The sequence below is a fragment of the Mycobacterium sp. genome, assembly GCF_965230835.1.
In the GTDB taxonomy this organism is placed as follows: domain Bacteria; phylum Actinomycetota; class Actinomycetes; order Mycobacteriales; family Mycobacteriaceae; genus Mycobacterium.
This window is the reverse complement of record NZ_CBDDLW010000002.1, coordinates 372,014-391,053: the sequence shown is the minus strand read 5'-3', so window position 1 is coordinate 391,053 and position 19,040 is coordinate 372,014. Positions and strand designations below refer to the sequence as shown.

The 19,040-nt window shown below is 62.9% G+C and carries 13 protein-coding genes and 1 pseudogene; 9 read left to right on the top strand and 5 right to left on the bottom strand.

The features are described 5' to 3' along the window. Positions 1 to 79 precede the first annotated feature (79 nt). From ruvC to ruvB, 3 genes are read left to right on the top strand one after another with little or no spacing between them, the layout of a single operon-like run. Positions 80 to 646: a crossover junction endodeoxyribonuclease RuvC gene (gene ruvC, locus ACO07W_RS02230; protein WP_421845773.1), complete on the top strand. Its 567-nt coding sequence runs from the start codon at positions 80 to 82 to the stop codon at positions 644 to 646. Next, the gene (gene ruvA, locus ACO07W_RS02225; protein WP_421840375.1) at positions 643 to 1,257 is read left to right on the top strand and encodes a Holliday junction branch migration protein RuvA; all 615 of its coding nucleotides are present in this window, start codon (positions 643 to 645) and stop codon (positions 1,255 to 1,257) included. Before ruvC ends, ruvA begins: the two co-directional genes overlap by 4 nt. After that, entirely contained in the window at positions 1,254 to 2,318 is a 1,065-nt protein-coding gene (gene ruvB / locus ACO07W_RS02220) for a Holliday junction branch migration DNA helicase RuvB (protein ID WP_421840373.1), read from the top strand. Before ruvA ends, ruvB begins: the two co-directional genes overlap by 4 nt. 66 nt (positions 2,319 to 2,384) lie before the next feature. On the opposite strand, the pseudogene car reads toward ruvB, so the two are convergent. The 3 genes and pseudogenes from car to gabT form a co-directional block, all read right to left on the bottom strand. Continuing rightward, positions 2,385 to 5,926: pseudogene (gene car, locus ACO07W_RS02215) on the bottom strand (carboxylic acid reductase). 255 nt (positions 5,927 to 6,181) lie between these two features. Further along, positions 6,182 to 7,063 carry an alpha/beta fold hydrolase gene (locus ACO07W_RS02210; protein WP_421840371.1) on the bottom strand — a complete coding sequence of 294 codons (882 nt, stop codon included), beginning with the start codon at positions 7,061 to 7,063 and terminating at the stop codon, positions 6,182 to 6,184. A gap of 7 nt (positions 7,064 to 7,070) precedes the next feature. Next, on the bottom strand, positions 7,071 to 8,411 hold the full coding sequence (gene gabT / locus ACO07W_RS02205) for a 4-aminobutyrate--2-oxoglutarate transaminase (RefSeq protein WP_421840369.1): 1,341 nt from the start codon (positions 8,409 to 8,411) through the stop codon (positions 7,071 to 7,073). Positions 8,412 to 8,736: 325 nt separating this feature from the next. Here gabT and yajC point away from each other — a divergent pair, with 325 nt between their 5' ends. The 6 genes from yajC (at position 8,737) to ACO07W_RS02175 (ending at position 17,209) form a co-directional block, all read left to right on the top strand. Further along, on the top strand, positions 8,737 to 9,117 hold the full coding sequence (yajC, locus tag ACO07W_RS02200) for a preprotein translocase subunit YajC (RefSeq protein ID WP_421840367.1): 381 nt from the start codon (positions 8,737 to 8,739) through the stop codon (positions 9,115 to 9,117). A 119-nt stretch (positions 9,118 to 9,236) separates the two neighbouring features. Continuing rightward, positions 9,237 to 11,057 (top strand): protein translocase subunit SecD, encoded by a 1,821-nt coding sequence (secD, locus tag ACO07W_RS02195; RefSeq protein ID WP_421840365.1) that lies wholly within the window; start codon positions 9,237 to 9,239, stop codon positions 11,055 to 11,057. A 4-nt stretch (positions 11,058 to 11,061) separates the two neighbouring features. Continuing rightward, entirely contained in the window at positions 11,062 to 12,414 is a 1,353-nt protein-coding gene (secF, locus tag ACO07W_RS02190; protein ID WP_421840363.1) for a protein translocase subunit SecF, read from the top strand. A gap of 99 nt (positions 12,415 to 12,513) precedes the next feature. Beyond that, a complete protein-coding gene (locus ACO07W_RS02185) occupies positions 12,514 to 14,115 on the top strand; it encodes an ABC transporter substrate-binding protein (protein ID WP_421845772.1) in 1,602 nt (533 codons plus the stop codon). 7 nt (positions 14,116 to 14,122) lie between these two features. After that, a complete protein-coding gene (locus ACO07W_RS02180; protein WP_421840361.1) occupies positions 14,123 to 14,665 on the top strand; it encodes an adenine phosphoribosyltransferase in 543 nt (180 codons plus the stop codon). A 141-nt stretch (positions 14,666 to 14,806) separates the two neighbouring features. After that, a complete protein-coding gene (locus ACO07W_RS02175; RefSeq protein WP_421840359.1) occupies positions 14,807 to 17,209 on the top strand; it encodes a RelA/SpoT family protein in 2,403 nt (800 codons plus the stop codon). Positions 17,210 to 17,312: 103 nt separating this feature from the next. On the opposite strand, the gene ACO07W_RS02170 is transcribed toward ACO07W_RS02175, so the two are convergent. Further along, complete coding sequence (locus tag ACO07W_RS02170; protein WP_421840357.1) at positions 17,313 to 18,194, bottom strand: peptidylprolyl isomerase; 882 nt, start codon at positions 18,192 to 18,194, stop codon at positions 17,313 to 17,315. A gap of 216 nt (positions 18,195 to 18,410) precedes the next feature. Further along, positions 18,411 to 18,866, bottom strand: coding sequence for a PPOX class F420-dependent oxidoreductase (locus tag ACO07W_RS02165; protein WP_421840355.1), 456 nt, complete (start codon positions 18,864 to 18,866; stop codon positions 18,411 to 18,413). Positions 18,867 to 19,040: the final 174 nt, after the last annotated feature.

Genomic DNA, 19,040 nt, shown 5'->3' with positions numbered 1-19,040 from the left:
CACGGCCGATGGTTAGCTCACCCACTACGCTATCGAACAATTGTTCGTAAATTGGTTGGCGGCGAAGTGGGAGCATGCGGTGCGGGTGATGGGTGTCGATCCCGGTTTGACGCGGTGCGGGTTGTCTCTGATCGAAAGTGGGCGCGGTCGACAGCTCACCGCCCTGGACGTCGATGTGGTACGCACGCCGGCGGACTTACCTCTGTCTAAGCGACTGCTGGCCATCAACCATGCCGTCGAGCACTGGCTGGATACCCACCACCCAGACGTGTTGGCCATCGAGCGGGTGTTCTCTCAGCTCAACGTTTCGACAGTGATGGGTACCGCGCAGGTGGGTGGCGTGATTGCGCTGGCGGCAGCGCAGCGCGGTACCGATGTGTACTTTCATACCCCCAGCGAGGTCAAGGCCGCGGTCACTGGCAACGGGACCGCCGACAAAGCCCAGGTCACCGCGATGGTTACGAGAATCCTCGGGCTGCAGGCCAAGCCAACGCCAGCCGACGCGGCCGACGCATTGGCTCTGGCTATCTGCCATTGCTGGCGGGCGCCGATGATCGCCCAGATGGCCAAGGCCGAAGCTTTAGCCGAGCAGCAGCGTCGCGCATACACCGCCAAGCTGGCCGTCAAAGCACGGGCCGCGCGATGATCGCTTCAGTCAGCGGAGAAGTACTTGAAGTGGCGCTTGATCACGTCGTGATTGAGGCCGCCGGTGTCGGCTATCGGGTGAACGCGACACCATCGACGCTGGCGACGCTGCGGGAGGGCGCTCAGGCCCGGCTGATTACTGCGATGATCGTGCGCGAGGACTCGATGACGCTGTACGGGTTCGTCGATGGCGAAGCCCGCGACTTCTTTCTGACACTGCTATCGGTCTCCGGTGTGGGGCCCCGGCTCGCGATGGCGACTCTGGCTGTGCACGATGCAGCGACGCTGAGGCAGGCGTTGGCTGGCGGCGACGTCGCCGCGTTGGCCCGGGTTCCAGGTATCGGCAAGCGAAGTGCCGAGCGAATGATCCTGGAATTGCGCGACAAGGTAGGTCCGGTAGGAGCGGCGGGCGCGCCCGGTGCCGCGCCCGCGGTGAACGGACACGCGGTTCGAGGTCCGGTGGTGGATGCGCTAGTCGGTCTTGGTTTCGCTGCCAAGCAAGCCGAGGAAGCCACGGATAAGGTCCTCGCCGCGCACTCCGAGCAAGCTGAGGCCAGCACGACGTCTAGTGCGCTGCGGGCTGCCCTGTCGTTACTGGGGAAGGCGCGATGAGCAGTCCCGAGGATTCGTCGGGGGATCTCGACGAACGTGACGTGTCGCCGGCGCTGACCGTTGGCGAGGGCGACATCGACGTCAGCCTTCGGCCTCGTTCGTTGCGTGAATTTATCGGCCAGGCCCGAGTTCGCGAACAGCTTCAGCTGGTCATCGAGGGGGCCAAGAATCGCGGTGGCGCACCGGATCACATTCTGCTGTCCGGTCCGCCCGGACTGGGCAAGACGTCATTGGCAATGATCATCTCCGCCGAGCTCGGCTCGGCGCTGCGGATGACGTCTGGACCGGCCTTGGAACGTGCTGGCGACTTGGCCGCGATGCTATCGAATCTTGTCGAGCACGATGTGCTGTTCATCGATGAGATCCACCGAATCGCGCGGCCGGCCGAGGAGATGCTCTATCTGGCGATGGAAGACTTCCGGGTCGACGTTGTCGTCGGCAAAGGTCCTGGGGCTACCTCGATTCCGCTGGACATAGCGCCCTTCACGCTGGTCGGCGCGACTACCCGGTCCGGTGCGCTGACGGGTCCGCTGCGCGACAGGTTCGGCTTCACCGCGCATATGGACTTTTATGAGCCCGCGGAACTGGATCGGGTGTTGGCCCGATCTGCCGGAATTCTGGGTATCGAGCTGGGCGCCGAGGCCGGCGCTGAGATCGCGCGTCGTTCACGCGGGACGCCGCGGATTGCCAACCGGCTTCTGCGTCGCGTCCGTGACTTCGCCGAGGTGCGTGCAGACGGTTTCATCACCCGCGATGTCGCTAAGGCTGCGCTCGCGGTCTACGACGTCGACGAACTTGGTCTGGACCGGCTAGATCGAGCGGTTTTGTCGGCGCTGACGCGCAGCTTCGGCGGTGGCCCGGTGGGCGTTTCGACGCTGGCGGTGGCGGTCGGGGAGGAGGCTGCCACGGTCGAGGAAGTATGCGAGCCGTTCTTGGTGCGCGCCGGCATGGTTGCGCGCACACCGCGTGGGCGGGTCGCCACCGCACAGGCGTGGGCTCACTTGGGCATGACCCCGCCAGCTGGGGTCGTTGGTTTGGGCCAGCCGGATTTGTTCGATTAGGAAGAACCGCGGTCGGGTGGGCATGCACCGCACGGCTGGGGGCTGCCCCCAGCCGTGCGGTGCAGCTCAGAGTAGCCCGAGTAGTCGCAGGTCGCTGACGTATTTGGCGATGATCTTGGCCGAGATGTGCGGTATGTCTTTGTCCGGGCCGACTTTGGCTTCCTGAACCGCCGCGCGGAACCGATCTGTGGGAGCGATAGACCCGCAGATAGGGATCTCGGGTGTCTGATAGTTTTGTGCAACAGCGGCAGTAGTGAATGGTGCCGCTGCTGATCCGGTAGGGCGCGCAGGGATGTCTCAAATCGGCGCAGCCAGTCGGCGTAGTCGGGAATCCGTTGTATCGAGCAGCCGGCGTCGTTGAGCCAGTCGACGAATTCGTCCAACCCGATGCCGTCGTCGTACGGGTTCATCACGTGGTAGGTGGCAAACCTGTCACCGCTACGGGCGCCTATGGTCGCAATCGCTTCAGCGATGAATTCGACCGGCAACCCGTCGTAGTGGGCGCGTTGGCGGGCCCCGTCCGCTGGGTCTTCAGCGAGTTCGTAGAACGAACCAGGCGCAATACCGGTGGCCGCCAAGCTCAGCATCAACCGGGTGAACATGTCAGGCACGTTGAGCTGACCCGCATAAGTCGTGTCAGCCAGGATCATGTCGCAACGGAACACAGCGACCGGCAGGCCGCACAGGTCGTGTGCCTCGCGCAGCAACACTTCCCCGGCCCACTTGCTGTTTGCGTAGCCGTTGGCGTAGCTCTCGTCGATCTGTCGGGTTTCGCTGATAACCCGGATGTCGGCGTCCTCGGTGAACGTCGCGGGCGGGATCTCGACGCCGACCGCGATCGTCGAGGTGTAGGTGTATGGCTTGAGCCTGGTGGTCAGCGCCAGTCGGATCAGCTCGGCGGTACCGAGCACATTGGGGCCGAACAGCTGGCTGTACGGCAGCACATGGTTGACCAAGGCGGCCGGATCGACAATCACATCAACCGTGTCAGCCAGCCGCTGCCACGTTTCCTGATCCAAGCCAAGATTGGCCTCGCCTTTGTCGCCCGCGAGCACCTCAAGGCGATTGGCTGCCAGCTCTCGGTAGTGCCGTAGCAGCTTGGGATCGCCGCTATCGAATGTCTTGTCTAGGCGCGCGCGGGCATCCTCGTCGGACTTGGCCCGGACCAGGCAGATCAGCGTCCCGTTGACCAAGTTCATCCGTTCTAGCCATTCCAGCGCCAGGTACCGGCCCAAAAAGCCGGTTGCCCCGGTCAGCAAGACGGTGCGCACCTGCGTGTTGGGGGCGGCCAGATCGGAGGCCGCAGTCAGCGTGGCGGCGTCGATGAACTTCCCCAATGTGAGGTCGCCAGCGCGCACCTCGGTCGCGTCCCGGCCGTGCACCGATGCGAAGGTGGGTCGCTTAGCGTCCGGTCCAGCAGCAGAAGCGCGCTGTTCGGCAACGATGTATTCGCTGAGGGCCGCCAGATCGCTGGCTGGGCTGACGATGACACCAACTGGCACGTCGACGCTGAAGATTTCCTGCAGCAGATTGGCGAACGAGAGCGCCGAGAGCGAGTCGCCGCCCAGATCGGTGAAGTGGGCGTGGGGTTGCAAGTCGCTGGCCGCGCTGCCCAGTAGTGCGCCCGCAGCGCGGCTGACGGTCTCCAGCACGGGCCGGTCGGCAGCGTCGTTGCGGAGAGCACGTAGCTCGTCGGCCTGGCTATTGGCCAGATCGGTGTAGAGCTGTTCTAGGCGCTCACCATAGTGCTTCTTCAACTGGGGTCGAGCCAGCTTGCGGATGCCGGTGAGCAGGCCGTTTTCCAGGGTGAACGGTGTGGCCTCGATGATGAGATCGCGCGGGATCTCGTAGGACTGCAGGCCAGACGCCTTGGCAATCTCGTGCAGGGAGTCGATGATCAGGGGCTTCAAGTCGGCGACGTTGTGACGCGACAACTCCTCGTCGGTGGGCACCACCACTGCCAGCAGGTAGGCCCGGGCGCTGTTGCCGTAGACGAAGATCTGGCGCACCAGGGGACTGTCGCCGAACACCGCCTCCAGCTTCGAGACCGTCACGAACTCGCCTTGCGACAGCTTCAACACGTTGTTGCGGCGATCCAGGTAGACAAACTGCTCGGGTCCAACTTCGGCCATGACATCACCAGTCCGGTAAAAGCCGTCGGCGTCGAAGACATCGGCGGTCGTCTCAGGCCGCCGGTAGTAGCCGGGGAATAGGCTCTGCGTCTTGACCAGCAGCTCGCCTCGGGGATATGGCTGGTCGGTGAGGAAATAGCCCAGGTCGGGAACGTCGATTAGCTTGTGGTCGATCACCGCAGGGTGTCGAACCATGCCGTCGATCAGGATCATCCCGGCTTCGGTGGAGCCATAACCCTCGACCAAATGCACGTCGTCGAGCAAGGACTCCACCCACGTTTTCATCTCGTCGGAGATTGGTGCAGAGCCGGTCATTGCCGCGGTGTACCGCCCGCCCAGCAGGTTCTGCCGCAACTCGGTCAGCACCTGTTCTTCAACAGTTGCCCGGTCGGTGCCGTCGAGCGACCGCCTGTCGACCTCGCTCTGAAACATTTCAAACAACATGTCCCAGATGCGCGGCACGAAGCTCAACTCGGTGGGTCGCACCAGAGCTAGGTCCTCGAACAGGGTCGACAGGTCGCTCTTGGCGGCGAAGTAGGCGGTTCCGCCATTGGAGAGCGTGCTGTAGAGGACCTGACGTCCCAAGATGTGGCTCATCGGCATGAAATTCAGAGTGATCGAGGGATGACTGCAAGGTTCGAACCATGCACCTGACTTGCGCCAAAAGTTCATTGCATGGCTCGTCGGGTAGATGGCGCCCTTGGGTGCGCCGGTACTGCCTGAGGTGTAGACCAGTAGCGCTGGTGGATCTTCCGACTGGTCTGCGTCAGCTGAGGCCAGCGTTCCGGGCTGGGCTTTGCCGCGCGTGAGCGCCTCGCTGAGAGTCTCGACAGTGGCTGAACCGGCCAGCCGGGCACGGGCGGTTTCGACGGCCTCGCGATGTGTGTCCACCTCGGGGTGGTAGTTGAACACGATCACTCGGTTCGGTGCATGCCCGCTCAGGACCAGCTCGACGGCATCGGCTAGGTAGTCGGCTCCTGCCGCTATCAAGGTGGGCTCGGTGTCGACGACGATTGGCTGCAGCTGCGTCAGTGACGCGCCGGTCTGCAGCGGCACCGACACCGCGGCTAATCGGCTTAGCGTGATGTCGATGGTCGTGTAGTCGACGCTGGAGAAGCCCAACACGCAGACCCGATCGCCGGGCCGGACCGAATCCTCAGCGCGCAGCGCGTTGAGCAAGGCCCCGCAGCGATCCCACAACTCTCGGTAGGTGATGGTGTCGAACGTCGCGAGTGCGTGCGCTTCAGTGCGACCGGTCTCTGGATCAGTGACAAACCGCAGCGCGCGCTGACCGAGTGCTGGCCGGTCGGCGTAACCCTCCATCACAGTTTGCAAAATGTCGGGCATCCCCACGCCGGGCTGATCGAGTGCTTCCGAGATCTCGTTGTTGGGCTTGGCGGCGGCGAATTGCTCATCGTTGGCATAGAGGTCTTCGAGGCGGCGGGCAAAACGCTCGTCACGGGTGGTGATTTCCATAGCAGATCCCCTTGAACTGACCGAATGAGAAGAGCCGACCGCGCAGCATCGCGCCGCCAGAAAGAACGTTAGCGAAAGTAATGATATTACTCAATGGCGACCTCGGCTGATTTAGTGTGATATGCACCATAAATCCTCCCTGAAGGGTGGGGTTAGCCGCCGTGCACGTTCACGGTTCTGACTGCGCGTATCCCGCAAATTCCGGCGGCGGCCAGGATTGGGAGATCGAATGCCGCGGCGCGGGAATCCCGGTGGTCACAGCTCTGATCGCGCGGTGGCGAAGATCAGATCCTGATGGGTGACCGGGAACAGGTGCCCCTCGCCGGAAAGTTCGTGTAGGACGACGTCGGGAAGGTGAGCGGCGAGATGACGGCCGTATGCGATCGGCACTTGTGTGTCGTCGGTGCCATGGAATACGTGCACTCTGCCCTGGGTCGCTGCGAGACGATAACCCCAGGGCTGGTAGTGGACAAGGGCATCGGTTGTCGGGCCTCGCCCACCTTGATGGAATGCCTCTCGCTGGTCGCGGATCAGCACATCGACAAACGCCGGATCGGCAAGGATGGCTTGGTCGGCCGAAGAAGCTGACGTGCGCAACGACCTGATCAGGGCGTTAGGGCTCCACCGGACACTGAGCTGCATCATCCAGAAGAAGACCCGAAGCAGTGGCGGCCAAGTTCTGGCGAGAGTTACCGCCAGCCGGTCGCCGGCGAAGTGCAGCATCCGGTCGGCGTCGGGTAATTCGGCCCAGTTCGTATATCCGGCCAGGCTCACACAGCAGGTCAATCGGTCAGGCAGGGCGTAGGCGCACACGGTGGCATGCGCGCCGCCGCCCGACCAGCCGATCACGCCGAACCGATCCAGCTTCAGGGCGTTGGCAAGCGACGTCAGGTCCCGCGGGCAGTCGAGCAGCGTTCGACCCGGAAGAAACGTCGACCGTCCCATCCCTGGGCGGTCGATCGCAATGAGTCGAAATCCATGCCGTGCGGCAGCGTCGTGGAACAGTACTGCCTCCAGCCGCGACCCAGGACCGCCGTGCAGGTAGAAGATCGGATCACCCGCTGGGGTCCCGGCCTGGGTGTAGCTGATGGTCCGTCCATCAGGTAGCCGCTGTTCGCAGGTAACGAGGTCTAGCACCGGGTCGTCACAAGTCGCCGAGAATCCCGCACAGGATGTCGAGCCCTTCGGCCAGCAGCTCGTCGCTGATGGTCAAGGGTGGCAGCAGCCGAATTACGTTTCCGAACGTGCCGCAGCTCAAGACGATGACGCCGGCGGCGTGAGCCGCGGCGGCCAGCTTCTGCGTCAATGCGGCGTCGGGCTCCGCTGTTCCAGACTTCACCAGCTCGACCGCGATCATGGCGCCGCGCCCACGCACGTCACCGATCCGATCGTCGCTGGTCTGCAGGTGTGTTAGCCGGTCGGTCGCCATGCGTTCGATTTGTCGGGCACGTTCGATCATGCCGTCGCGCTCTATGGTCTCGATGGTCGCCAAGGCGGCCGCGCAGGCGGCTGGGTTTCCGCCATATGTGCCGCCCAGACCGCTGACGTGCGGAGCATCCATGATCTCGGCTCGACCTGTCACGGCTGAAAGAGGTAATCCGTCGGCGATGCCTTTGGCTGTGCAGATCAGGTCCGGATCGACACCGTCGTGCTCGCAGGCGAACATCGCTCCGGTGCGGGCAAACCCGGTTTGCACCTCGTCGGCGATGAACACCACGTCATTCTTGCGGCACCAGTCCAGCAGGGTGGCCAGAAACCCCTGGGCCGGAACGATGAACCCTCCTTCGCCCTGAATCGGCTCGATGACGACAGCAGCCAGATTGCCGGCGCCGACCTGCTTGTCGATGACGCTCAGGGCGCGCGCGCCGGCCAATTCGCCGTCAGTCGCCATTTCCTTGTCGACAAGACCATCGCGATATGGGTAAGAAAGCGGCGCCCGGTATACCTCCGGCGCGAACGGGCCGAAGCCGCTCTTATAGGGCATCGACTTAGCGGTCAAGGCCATCGTCATGTTGGTGCGGCCGTGGTACGCGTGGTCGAACGCGACCACCGCGGGTTTACCCGTGTAGGAGCGCGCGATCTTGACGGCGTTCTCGACTGCTTCGGCACCAGAGTTGAACAGCACTGATCGCTTTTCGCCGGACACCGGCGTGATCCGGTTCAGCTGCTCAGCGACGGCGACATATTGCTCGTATGGCGTCACCATGAAACAGCTATGGGTGAACTCGGCTACCTGTGCGCGCACCGCGTCCACCACACGAGGGGAGGAGTTGCCGATCGTGGTGACGGCGATGCCCGATCCCAGGTCGATGAGCCTGTTCCCGTCGGCGTCCTCGACGATGCCGCCACCGGCGCGCACCACGAACACCGGCATGGTGACCCCGACGCTACGGGATACCGCCGCGATCCGCCGTCTGGTCAGTTCCAATGACGCCGGACCCGGGATTTCGGTGACCAGGTAGCGGCTTTGCTCCAGGCTGGCCACGGGATCCCTCCTTACGGCGGCGCGCTGGTCACGTCGTGAACACAGCGTAGCTGTTTGCCGATGCCCGGCTGGGACTCGCAGGTGAGCATGGGTCCCAGAGCCGTCAGATAGGTGCTCGTTGAGAAAGCAGCCGGTAGGCCGGGAACTGTCCCGTGGTTCTATCAACACGGTTTTTCGCAGTTTTTCTTCGGTGCGCGTCGGTTTGCGACCTGCGGGAATGGCAGACTGGACGGCTACACGGGTTAACGGGTGTACAACCTTCGGGTCGGTTCGGCACCGTTGCCGGATGTTTGGGCGATATCGGATACGAAAGACAGGCGCGTTAATGGAGAGTTTGGTTTTGTTCTTGCCGTTCCTGCTCATCATGGGCGGGTTTATGTACTTTGCCTCGCGGCGTCAGCGGCGCGCGATGCAAGCCACGATCGACCTGCACGATTCGCTGCAACTCGGCGATAAGGTGCACACCACGTCCGGCCTGGAAGCCACCATCGCAGGCATCGCTGACGACACCGTCGACCTGGAGATCGCCCCCGGTGTTGTGACCCGATGGATGAAGCTGGCGATTCGCGACCGGATCACGCCGGATACTGATGAAGACGACGACGTGAATGACGCCGCCAACGAGCTCGACAGCGCCGGGGATGCTGAGCATGCGACCGGGTTGGCAGCTACCGCAGAAGAAAGCCGGGCAGCGACGGAATCCTGACGCGCATCCTGATTGGATAGCCAAGGACAACCGACGAGCCGCTTGCGCGAAGCGAGTTCCACCGCGCCACGTAGGCTCAGTCGGGGGTAAAAACCGATTCTCAAGGAGATACGAGACACGTGGCATCGTCTTCCGCGCCGGTGCATCCTGCCCGCTATCTGTCGGTTTTCCTGGTCGTACTCATCGGCGTCTACCTGCTGGTGTTTCTTACCGGGGATAAGCGGGCCGTCACCAAGCTCGGCATCGACCTGCAGGGCGGTACTCGAGTCACATTGACTGCGCGTACTCCGGACGGCTCACGTCCGAGTAGGGAGGCCTTGGCGCAGGCGCAGCAGATCATCAGTGCGCGGGTCAACGGGCTAGGCGTCTCCGGCTCCGAAGTAGTCGTCGACGGTGACAACCTGGTCATCACGGTGCCAGGCAACGATGGCAGCGAGGCACGCAATCTCGGACAGACAGCCCGGCTCTACATCAGGCCGGTCCTCAACTCGATGCCGGCCCAGCCGGCTCAGGGAGAAAATCAGCCCGCTCCGGCGCAACCTGACGCACCCGGTGCCCCCGCCGGCGGGCCACCAGGTGCCGAACCACCGTCGCCCGGCCAACCAGGCACTCCGCCTGGCCAGGCCAGCACTCCACCTGGCCGGCCAGGCGCACCGCCGCCGGCTCAACCGCGGCCCTACCCTCGAGAACCGGCGCCAACGCCAAGCCCGGCCCCCAGCGTGACGTCGCCGGCCCCGGCGACGGCCGAAGTGCCAGCTGCAGGCGAAGCGCCGCCGGCTGACCGACCGGCGCCCCCCGATCCACGCAAGGACCTTGCTGAGCGCATCGCCCAAGAGAAGAAGTGGCGGCAGAACACCGGCCAGTACATTCAAATGCTGGCGCTGCAGTTCGAGGCAACTCGTTGCGATCAGGACGACATCCTGGCCGGCAACGACGACCCGAAGCTGCCTCTGGTGACGTGCTCCACGGACCACAAGAGCGCATACGTGCTGGGTCCTTCGATCATCAGCGGCGATCAGATTCAAAACGCTACTTCAGGTATGAATCAGGGTGGACTCGGCTATGTTGTCGACCTGCAGTTCAAGGGTCCGGCAGCCGATACCTGGGCCAACTTCACCGCTGCCAATATCGGTACCCAAACGGCCTTCACCTTGGACTCGCAGGTCGTCAGTGCGCCGGTGATCAACGAAGCGATACCTGGCGGGCGGACTCAGATCAGTGGTGGAGACCCGCCGTTCAGCGCGTCCAGCGCACGCCAACTGGCCAATGTTTTGAAGTATGGGTCACTGCCGCTGTCATTCGAATCGTCGGAAGCCCAAACGGTTTCAGCGACATTGGGTTTGACGTCGCTGCGTGCGGGCCTGATCGCCGGGGCGATTGGACTGCTTCTGGTGCTGCTGTATTCCTTGGTGTACTACCGCGTCTTGGGATTGCTCACCGCCTTGTCGCTCGTTGCTTCCGGCGCAATGGTTTTCGCGGTTCTCGTCCTTTTGGGTCGGTATATCAACTACACCCTGGATCTGGCGGGTATCGCCGGTCTTATTATTGGTATCGGCACCACAGCCGATTCGTTTGTCGTGTTCTTCGAACGCATCAAAGACGAAATCCGCGAAGGGCGGTCGTTCCGATCGGCTGTGCCGCGCGGTTGGGCGCGGGCCCGCAAGACGATTGTGTCGGGCAACGCGGTCACTTTCCTGGCCGCTGCCGTGCTGTATTTCTTGGCAATCGGCCAGGTGAAGGGTTTCGCTTTCACCCTGGGGCTGACCACGATCCTTGATGTCGTCGTGGTATTCCTGGTGACCTGGCCGTTGGTGTATCTGGCCTCCAAGTCTGCCGGGCTGGGGAAGCCGCGCTACAACGGGCTGGGAGCTGTTCAACAGATCGCACGCGAACGCCGAGCGTTGGCTCGTTCGGGGTCTCCGAAGACAGGACGGGGATAACGCGATGGCGTCCAAAGCCAAGACCGACGCAACCGGCGGGAACGACAACACCGCGGGTGCCGTCGAAATCGCCGAAGCCACTTCTGGCGCGGTGGAGCTGACCGACGGCGCGCGGCCCATCGAGTTACCGCAGCACAACTTCTTGTCCCGGCTCTACACCGGCACTGGCGCGTTCGAGGTAGTGGGGCGTCGCAGGCTCTGGTACGGCATCAGCGGAGCGATTGTCGCCGTCGCGGTTTTGTCCATCATCCTTCGCGGATTCAGCTTCGGAATCGACTTCAAGGGCGGCACCACGGTGTCGATGCCCGTCGTTGGGGGGACAGGAACGGCCGCTGTCGAGCAGGTGGAAGACGTCTTCCATACCGCCCTCGGCGCGGATCCACAATCTGTGGTTATTGTCGGCAGCGGCAAATCGGCAACGGTGCAGATTCGCTCGGAAACGTTGACCAACGATGAGACGGCGAAGCTGCGAAACGCCCTGTTTGACGCATTCGAGCCCATTGGCGCCGATGGTAAGCCGAGTAAGAAGGCCATCAGTGACTCGGCCGTATCGTCGACCTGGGGTGGTCAGATCACCAAAAAAGCGGTGATAGCGCTGGTGGTCTTCCTGGTGCTGGTTGCTCTCTACATCACAGTGCGCTACGAGCGCTATATGACCATCGCCGCTATTGTGGCGATGGTTTTCGACCTAGCCGTGACCGCCGGCGTCTATTCTCTGGTGGGTTTCGAAGTCACTCCGGCTACCGTGATCGGTTTGCTGACCATTCTGGGTTTCTCGCTCTACGACACCGTCATCGTGTTCGACAAGGTTGAGGAGAACACGCACGGTTTCCAACACACCACCCGGCGCACGTTCGCCGAGCAGGCGAACCTTGCGGTCAACCAGACGTTCATGCGATCGATTAACACCAGTTTGATCTCAGTGTTGCCAGTGGTCGCATTGATGGTGGTAGCAGTCTGGCTGCTGGGTGTCGGCACTCTCAAAGACCTGGCGCTGGTGCAGTTGATCGGCATCATGGTTGGAACCTATTCATCGATCTTCTTTGCCACTCCGTTGCTGGTTTCGCTGCGTGAGCGCACCGAGTTGGTGCGCGCTCACACTCGCCGTGTGGTCAAACGACGCAATCTTGGGTCACGGACCGGCGTAACTGAGGTCACCGCGGACGGCTCCGAACAGGACCGACCCGCTGATGGTCAAGCGGTGGAGGCTACCGCGGCCGGCGGCGAAGCCGCGTCGCGACCTGCCACGGACTCAGCTAAGCCGGCGGCGTCGAACAAGCCAGTGCCGGGGGCGCGGCCAGTGCGACCTACCGGCACTCGGCGTCCGACGGGCAAGCGAAACGTCGGCCGGCGGTAAGTCTTCATGGCCACCTGGCGGCGGCAAACCGGAGACAACGTCAGCTTGGGGACCGGCTCACGAAAGGTCGTGCGGCGGATCGCCTTGGCCACGGTGGCGATGCTGGCGGCGGCATTCCCGCTGACCTCGTGTTCGGATAGCGCGGCCGCCCAGATCGACTACGTGGTCGACGGCGAATTGGTCACCTACAACACCAACACTGTCATCGGTGCGGCATCGGCAGGTGCTCAGGCATTCGGCCGCACACTCACTGGCTTTGGCTATCATGGCCCCGACGGGCAGGTAGTGGCTGACCACGACTTCGGAACGATCTCGGTGGTGGCTGGTGCGCCTTTGGTGCTCGACTATCAGATCGCAGACGACGCGGTTTATTCCGATGACAAGCCGGTGACCTGTGATGACCTGGTACTGGCCTGGGCAGCTCAGTCTGGGCGGTTTCCCAGCTTCGACGCCGCGACCAGGGCTGGCTATGTCGACATTGCCTCTGTCGGATGCAAGCAGGGGCAGAAGAAGGCTCGAGTGTCCTTCAAGCCGCACCGTGAAGTCGCCGACTATAGGCAGTTGTTTACCGCGACCACGATGATGCCTTCGCATGTCATCGCTGACCTGTTGGATATCAATGTCACCGAGGCGTTGCTGACGAACAAGGTCCAGCAGGTCGAACAGATCGCCCGATTGTGGAATACCACCTGGGATCTTAAGCCTGGAATTGACCTGAAACGCTTCCCGTCGTCGGGACCGTACAAGATCGAATCGATCTTGGACGGTGGTGTCGTGGTGCTTGTCGCCAATCGTCGTTGGTGGGGTGCCAGGGCGATCACCAAGCGGATTCTGGTACGGCCGCAGGGAGCGGATATCCAAGATCGGGTCAAAAACAGAAGCGTCGATGTGGTCGACGTCGCGGCCGGGTCGTCAGGGTCGCTTGTTACTCCAGACAACTACAAGCGCACGGATTGGCCCTCGGCTGGTATCGAGCAGTTGATCTTCGCGCCGCGGGGCGCGTTGTCCGAGCCTCCTAAACGACGTGCATTCGCCCTGTGTACGCCGCGCGATGCGATCGCGCGGGACGCCGGCGTAGCGATCGCTAACTCACGACTGAGCCCGGCGAGTCAGGACGCGGTCGCCACGGCCGACGGTGTCGCCGAAGCGGAACGGTTTAGCAGGGCAGATCCAGCTGCGGCTCGTGAAGCGCTGGACGGAGCGCCGATGTCGGTTCGGGTCGGCTATCGCGGGCCCAATCCTCGGTTGGCAGCCACGATCGGGACTATCGCTAAGTCGTGCGCAGAGGCCGGAATTGCCGTCTCCGATGTGGCTCTGGATACGTCGGGTCCGCAGGCGCTTAGGGAAGGAAAGATTGACGTTCTGCTGGCCAGCACCGGCGGGGCGAGCGGCAGCGGATCGAGTGGTTCATCGGCTATGGATGCCTATGATCTGCACAGCGGCAATGGAAACAACCTGTCCGGGTATGCAAACGATCAGGTCGACGAGATCATCGGTGCGCTAGCGGTGTCGGTGGACCCGGCGGAGCGCGTCAAGTTGCTCGCCGACGCGGCGCCGGTACTGTGGGGCGAGCTTCCAACGTTGCCGCTGTACCGGCAGCAGCGGACGTTGTTGAAGTCGGCAAAGATGTATGCCGTAGGCCGAAACCCGACCCGCTGGGGTGCGGGCTGGAACATGGACCGATGGGCGTTAATGCAGTGATGGCGAAATGATGACTGTTCGGGGCGGTGTGCCCGTGGCCGACGTGATTGCGCAGTTGACCCGGAATGTGGCTGATTTTCCGCAGCCGGGTGTCCAGTTCAAGGACCTCACGCCGCTGTTCGTCGACCGCCACGCGATGTCTGCTGTGATCGACGCGCTGTGCGATGTCGTATCTGGCGCTGATTTGGTGTCAGGAATCGATTCCCGGGGTTCGTTGGTGGCGGCGGCCACCGCGGCGCGGCTCGGGACCGGCGTGCTGCCTATTCGCAAGAGAGGTAAGTTGCCGCCACCAGTTCTGACCGAGGACTACGAGCGGGAATACGGGGCCGCCGCGATGGAGATTCCTGCCGACTGCATCGACGTGCAAGGACGCAATATCGTGCTGATCGACGATGTGTTGGCAACCGGCGGCACCCTTGGCGCGGCGAGCCGTCTGCTTGAACGCGCCGGCGCTATCGTCACAGCTGTTGCGGTGGTCGTGGAACTTCGCGCGTTGCGGGGACGGGAGGCGATTGCGCCGCTGCAAGTGCACAGCTTGAGCTGTGCCTAGCCGCGCGACGATGCGGATCGGCGTGGTCCGGTGAGGAGCGGGGCAATCCGGCCTAGCCGCGCGACGATGCGGATGGGAATGTTCTAACGAGAGTCGCGGCAGATAGACCGAGAGATATCCTCGAGGTCGGAGGTGACCACTGTGGCAGACGACCAGAGCACACCGCAAGCCGTCGCGCCGCCCAAGGAAGAAGCTACCTGCGTCCCGGAGCGGGCTTCGGAGACGGTCAGCGAGCCTGTCGGCGAGACAATTGAGCCGCCGGTAGAGACCCTCAAAACGGCGACCAGCAGCGCCTCGCGTCGAGTCCGGGCCCGGCTGGCTCGACGGATGACTGCACAGCGCAGCACTGTGAACCCGGTACTCGAACCGCTGGTGGCAGTGCATCGGGAGATTCATCCCAAGGCAGACGTGTCGCTTCTGCAGCGCGCCTACGAGGTAGCCGACCAGCGGCACGCCACCCAGTTGCGGTATTCGGGGGACCCGTACATCACGCACCCGCTGGCCGTGGCCAACATCCTGGCGGAATTGGGCATGGACACCATCACGTTGGTGGCCGCGCTGCTGCACGACACCGTCGAGGACACCGGCTACACGCTGGCTGCGCTCTCCGAGGAGTTCGGCGAAGAGGTCGGCCATCTTGTCGACGGGGTGACCAAGCTGGACCGCGTCGTGCTCGGCAACGCTGCCGAAGGGGAGACTATCCGCAAGATGATTACCGCGATGGCCCGCGATCCGCGGGTGCTGGTGATCAAGGTGGCCGACCGGTTGCACAACATGCGTACGATGCGCTTCTTGCCGCCAGAGAAGCAAGCCCGCAAGTCCCGCGAAACCTTGGAAGTCATTGCGCCCCTGGCGCATAGGCTGGGTATGGCGACAGTTAAGTGGGAGCTGGAAGACCTGGCGTTCGCGATCCTGCACCCCAAAAAGTACGAGGAAATCGTTCGGCTGGTCGCTGGTCGTGCACCGTCTCGTGACACCTATCTGGCCAAGGTTCGCGCCGAGATCATCGCCACACTCAGCGCGTCGAAGATCAAAGCGACGGTGGAAGGGCGGCCCAAACACTACTGGTCGATCTATCAAAAGATGATCGTCAAGGGGCGTGACTTCGACGACATACACGACTTGGTTGGTATTCGCATCCTGTGCGACGAGATCCGGGACTGCTATGCCGCAGTAGGGGTGGTGCATTCTCTGTGGCAGCCGATGGCAGGAAGGTTCAAGGACTACATCGCGCAGCCGAGATACGGTGTCTACCAATCGCTACACACCACGGTTGTCGGTCCTGAGGGTAACCCGCTGGAGGTGCAGATCCGCACCCGCGATATGCACCGCACCGCCGAATACGGCATCGCCGCACACTGGCGCTACAAGGAAGCCAAGGGACGCAACGGCGTTCCCCAACCCCATGCCGCCGCCGAAATCGACGACATGGCCTGGATGCGTCAGTTGCTTGACTGGCAACGGGAGGCCGCCGATCCGGGTGAATTCCTGGAGTCGTTGCGCTACGACCTTGCGGTGAAAGAGATTTTCGTGTTCACGCCGAAAGGCGACGTGATCACGCTGCCCACTGGATCGACGCCGGTGGACTTTGCCTACGCCGTGCACACCGAGGTGGGGCATCGATGCATCGGTGCGCGGGTCAACGGACGACTGGTGGCGCTGGAACGCAAGTTGGAAAACGGGGAAGTCGTCGAGATTTTCACATCGAAGGCGGCCAATGCCGGGCCGTCGAGGGACTGGCAGCAGTTCGTTGTGTCACCGCGCGCCAAAACGAAGATCCGGCAGTGGTTCGCCAAGGAACGGCGTGAGGAGGCGCTCGAAACCGGTAAGGACGTCATGGCTCGCGAGGTACGCCGTGGCGGGCTACCGTTGCAGCGCCTGGTCAACGGCGATTCCATGGCCGCTGTCGCGCACGAACTGCACTACAGCGACGTGTCCGCGCTTTACACCGCGATCGGCGAAGGGCATGTATCGGCCCGGCATGTCGTGCAGCGGCTGTTGGCGGAGCTCGGCGGAATTGACCAAGCCGAAGAGGAACTCGCCGAGCGGTCCACCCTGACCACGATGTTGCGGCGCCCGCGCAGCACCGACGATGTCGGAGTCTCGGTGCCGGGTGCCCCAGGCGTGTTGAGCAAGTTGGCCAAGTGTTGCACGCCGGTGCCCGGCGACCAGATCATGGGGTTCGTCACTCGGGGCGGCGGGGTCAGTGTGCACCGCACCGACTGTACGAATGCCGCGTCGTTGCAGCAGCAGGCCGAGCGCATCATCGAAGTGCTGTGGGCCCCGTCGCCGTCGTCGGTGTTTCTGGTGGCGATCCAGGTCGAGGCCCTCGATCGACATCGGCTGCTCTCCGATATCACACGTGTTCTAGCGGACGAGAAGGTAAACATTCTGTCGGCATCGGTTACCACCTCGGGTGACCGGGTGGCAATAAGCCGGTTCACCTTCGAGATGGGTGATCCCAAGCACCTCGGGCATCTGCTCAACGTCGTCCGCAACGTAGAAGGCGTCTACGACGTCTACCGTGTGACATCCGCCGCGTGACCTGCCGCGCCGAGTTTCGGGTGCACCACAAGCTCGCCCGGGAACTCGAAAGTGCGCCGCGCCCACGAATTCGCGCGATACCGCGCTTGTTCGCCGATCCCGCCTAGTCCAGCAGCACCGATGTGATGGTGACTTCGGAGGCAGGCGGTCCGTCTTGACCGCCGCCGGAGACGCCGGCCTTGGCGATCTTATCCAGGGTGGCAAGCCCGTCGGCCTGTATCTTGCCGAACACGGTGTATTGCGGCGGTAATTGCGAATCGCGATAGACCATGAAGAACTGGCTGCTGTTGGTGTCAGGGCCGGCGTTGGCCATCGCCAGCGTGCCGCGCGGGTATATGACCGGCTCCTTCAACTCAGGGGCGTTCGGCGGGTATTGGTCGGTGGGGTACTCGTTGGCGAACTGGTAGCCGGGGCCGCCAGTGCCGTCGCCTTTCGGGTCGCCGCATTGCAATACGGCAAGGTTCGGTGAGGTAGTCAGCCGGTGGCATGTGGTGTCGTTGAAGAAGCCTTGGTTGGCGAGGCTCGCGAAACTGTTTACTGTGCAAGGCGATTCGTTGTTGGCTAGCAAAAGGCCGACTTTGCCCTGGTTGGTCACCATGCTTGCGCTCACCTCTGCCGGGTCGGTAGGCACCTTTCCGGTCCGGGGCGGCTTCACTGATTTGACGGCCTTGTCCGGCGATGCCGGATATTGGCAGTCCGCGCCGAGCGCGGCCGACGGGTGAAACTGCGGCAGTGCGGGAGCAGCCCCTGGTTGGGGGGAGGGGGTGGGGGATGCCGAACTGCTCTCGGGCGCGGCCGCGGTACTTTGATCGTCGTCCTTGTTGACGATAACCGTGATCACCACCACTGCGATTGCCGCGACTACGGCGACCCCGCCGAGGGCGATTGTCACGATGCGGCGCAGTCGCGCTTGTTTGGCGCGGCGCTCCAGTTGGCGTTCGAGTTTCCGCTTGGCTGTGGCACGTCGTTGTTGGTTGGTCGGCACGGCCGATGTCCTCCATGGTTGTCCGGTGAGTCGGGGCCGAATGGCTAATCCAAGCTAAGGTGCGTGCCGCGACTCGTGTCAAGTTTCCCACTTTTCCGTTGCCAATTCGCCTGCCGCACCCAGCAGCCGTTTCACCAATGGGTTCGATGCGCTTCCAGCCCCGGCACTGAGCGGCTTTCGGCATGTTGCGAACTTTAGACCGGGGGAGTTCGGTCGTTACGGCGCAGGGAAGCCGCCCGTGGCAATCGGGCCCCAACGCTGCGGAACGGCGCGGATCAGACACTTGCCCTGATTTACCATCGCTTGCCGGTAGTCGGTCCAGTTGGGATGTTCGCCTGCAACACACCGGTAGTAGTTGACCAGTTCTTCGACAGCGTCAGGCAGGTCAACCACCTGGGCGTGGCAATCGACTTGAACGTAGGGGCCGGAAAAATCATCCGACAACACAGTGACGGTGGCATGCCGGTTGCGCCGGATGTTGATCGACTTCGCCCGTTGCGGATAGCTGGCGATGAGAATGCACCCCTGTTCGTCAGCGCCCCCGGTGACTGGCGAGGTCTGCAGAGATCCGTCCGCACGAAACGTGGCAAGCACCATACGGTGTCGAGGCCGGATGAAGTTCAGCAATTCAGGTAGGTTGGCAACCTTGGTGGTAGCTATCTGCCTGGCCATGAAACCACCCTAGAGATGACCTTCCAACTGATCTGTTCGAGGCTTGATTGCCACCTTGCACTTCTCACCGATGAGCCTGGTGTCTTCTCGCAAATCGCGGCATCGAGACTGGCTGTGCTCCTAAGCGACTGCAGTGCCCGCTGATGGGCCCGGGAAACCGTCGAATGGATCTTG

Bases quoted from the DNA above. Each gene is read 5' to 3' on its own strand.
- ACO07W_RS02165 (WP_421840355.1), bottom strand. From the start codon at position 18,866: ATGGCCAGGCAGATAGCTACCACCAAGGTTGCCAACCTACCTGAATTG.
- ruvA (WP_421840375.1), top strand. From the start codon at position 643: ATGATCGCTTCAGTCAGCGGAGAAGTACTTGAAGTGGCGCTTGATCAC.
- yajC (WP_421840367.1), top strand. From the start codon at position 8,737: ATGGAGAGTTTGGTTTTGTTCTTGCCGTTCCTGCTCATCATGGGCGGG.
- ruvB (WP_421840373.1), top strand. From the start codon at position 1,254: ATGAGCAGTCCCGAGGATTCGTCGGGGGATCTCGACGAACGTGACGTG.
- ACO07W_RS02185 (WP_421845772.1), top strand. From the start codon at position 12,514: ATGCTGGCGGCGGCATTCCCGCTGACCTCGTGTTCGGATAGCGCGGCC.
- ACO07W_RS02180 (WP_421840361.1), top strand. From the start codon at position 14,123: ATGATGACTGTTCGGGGCGGTGTGCCCGTGGCCGACGTGATTGCGCAG.
- secF (WP_421840363.1), top strand. From the start codon at position 11,062: ATGGCGTCCAAAGCCAAGACCGACGCAACCGGCGGGAACGACAACACC.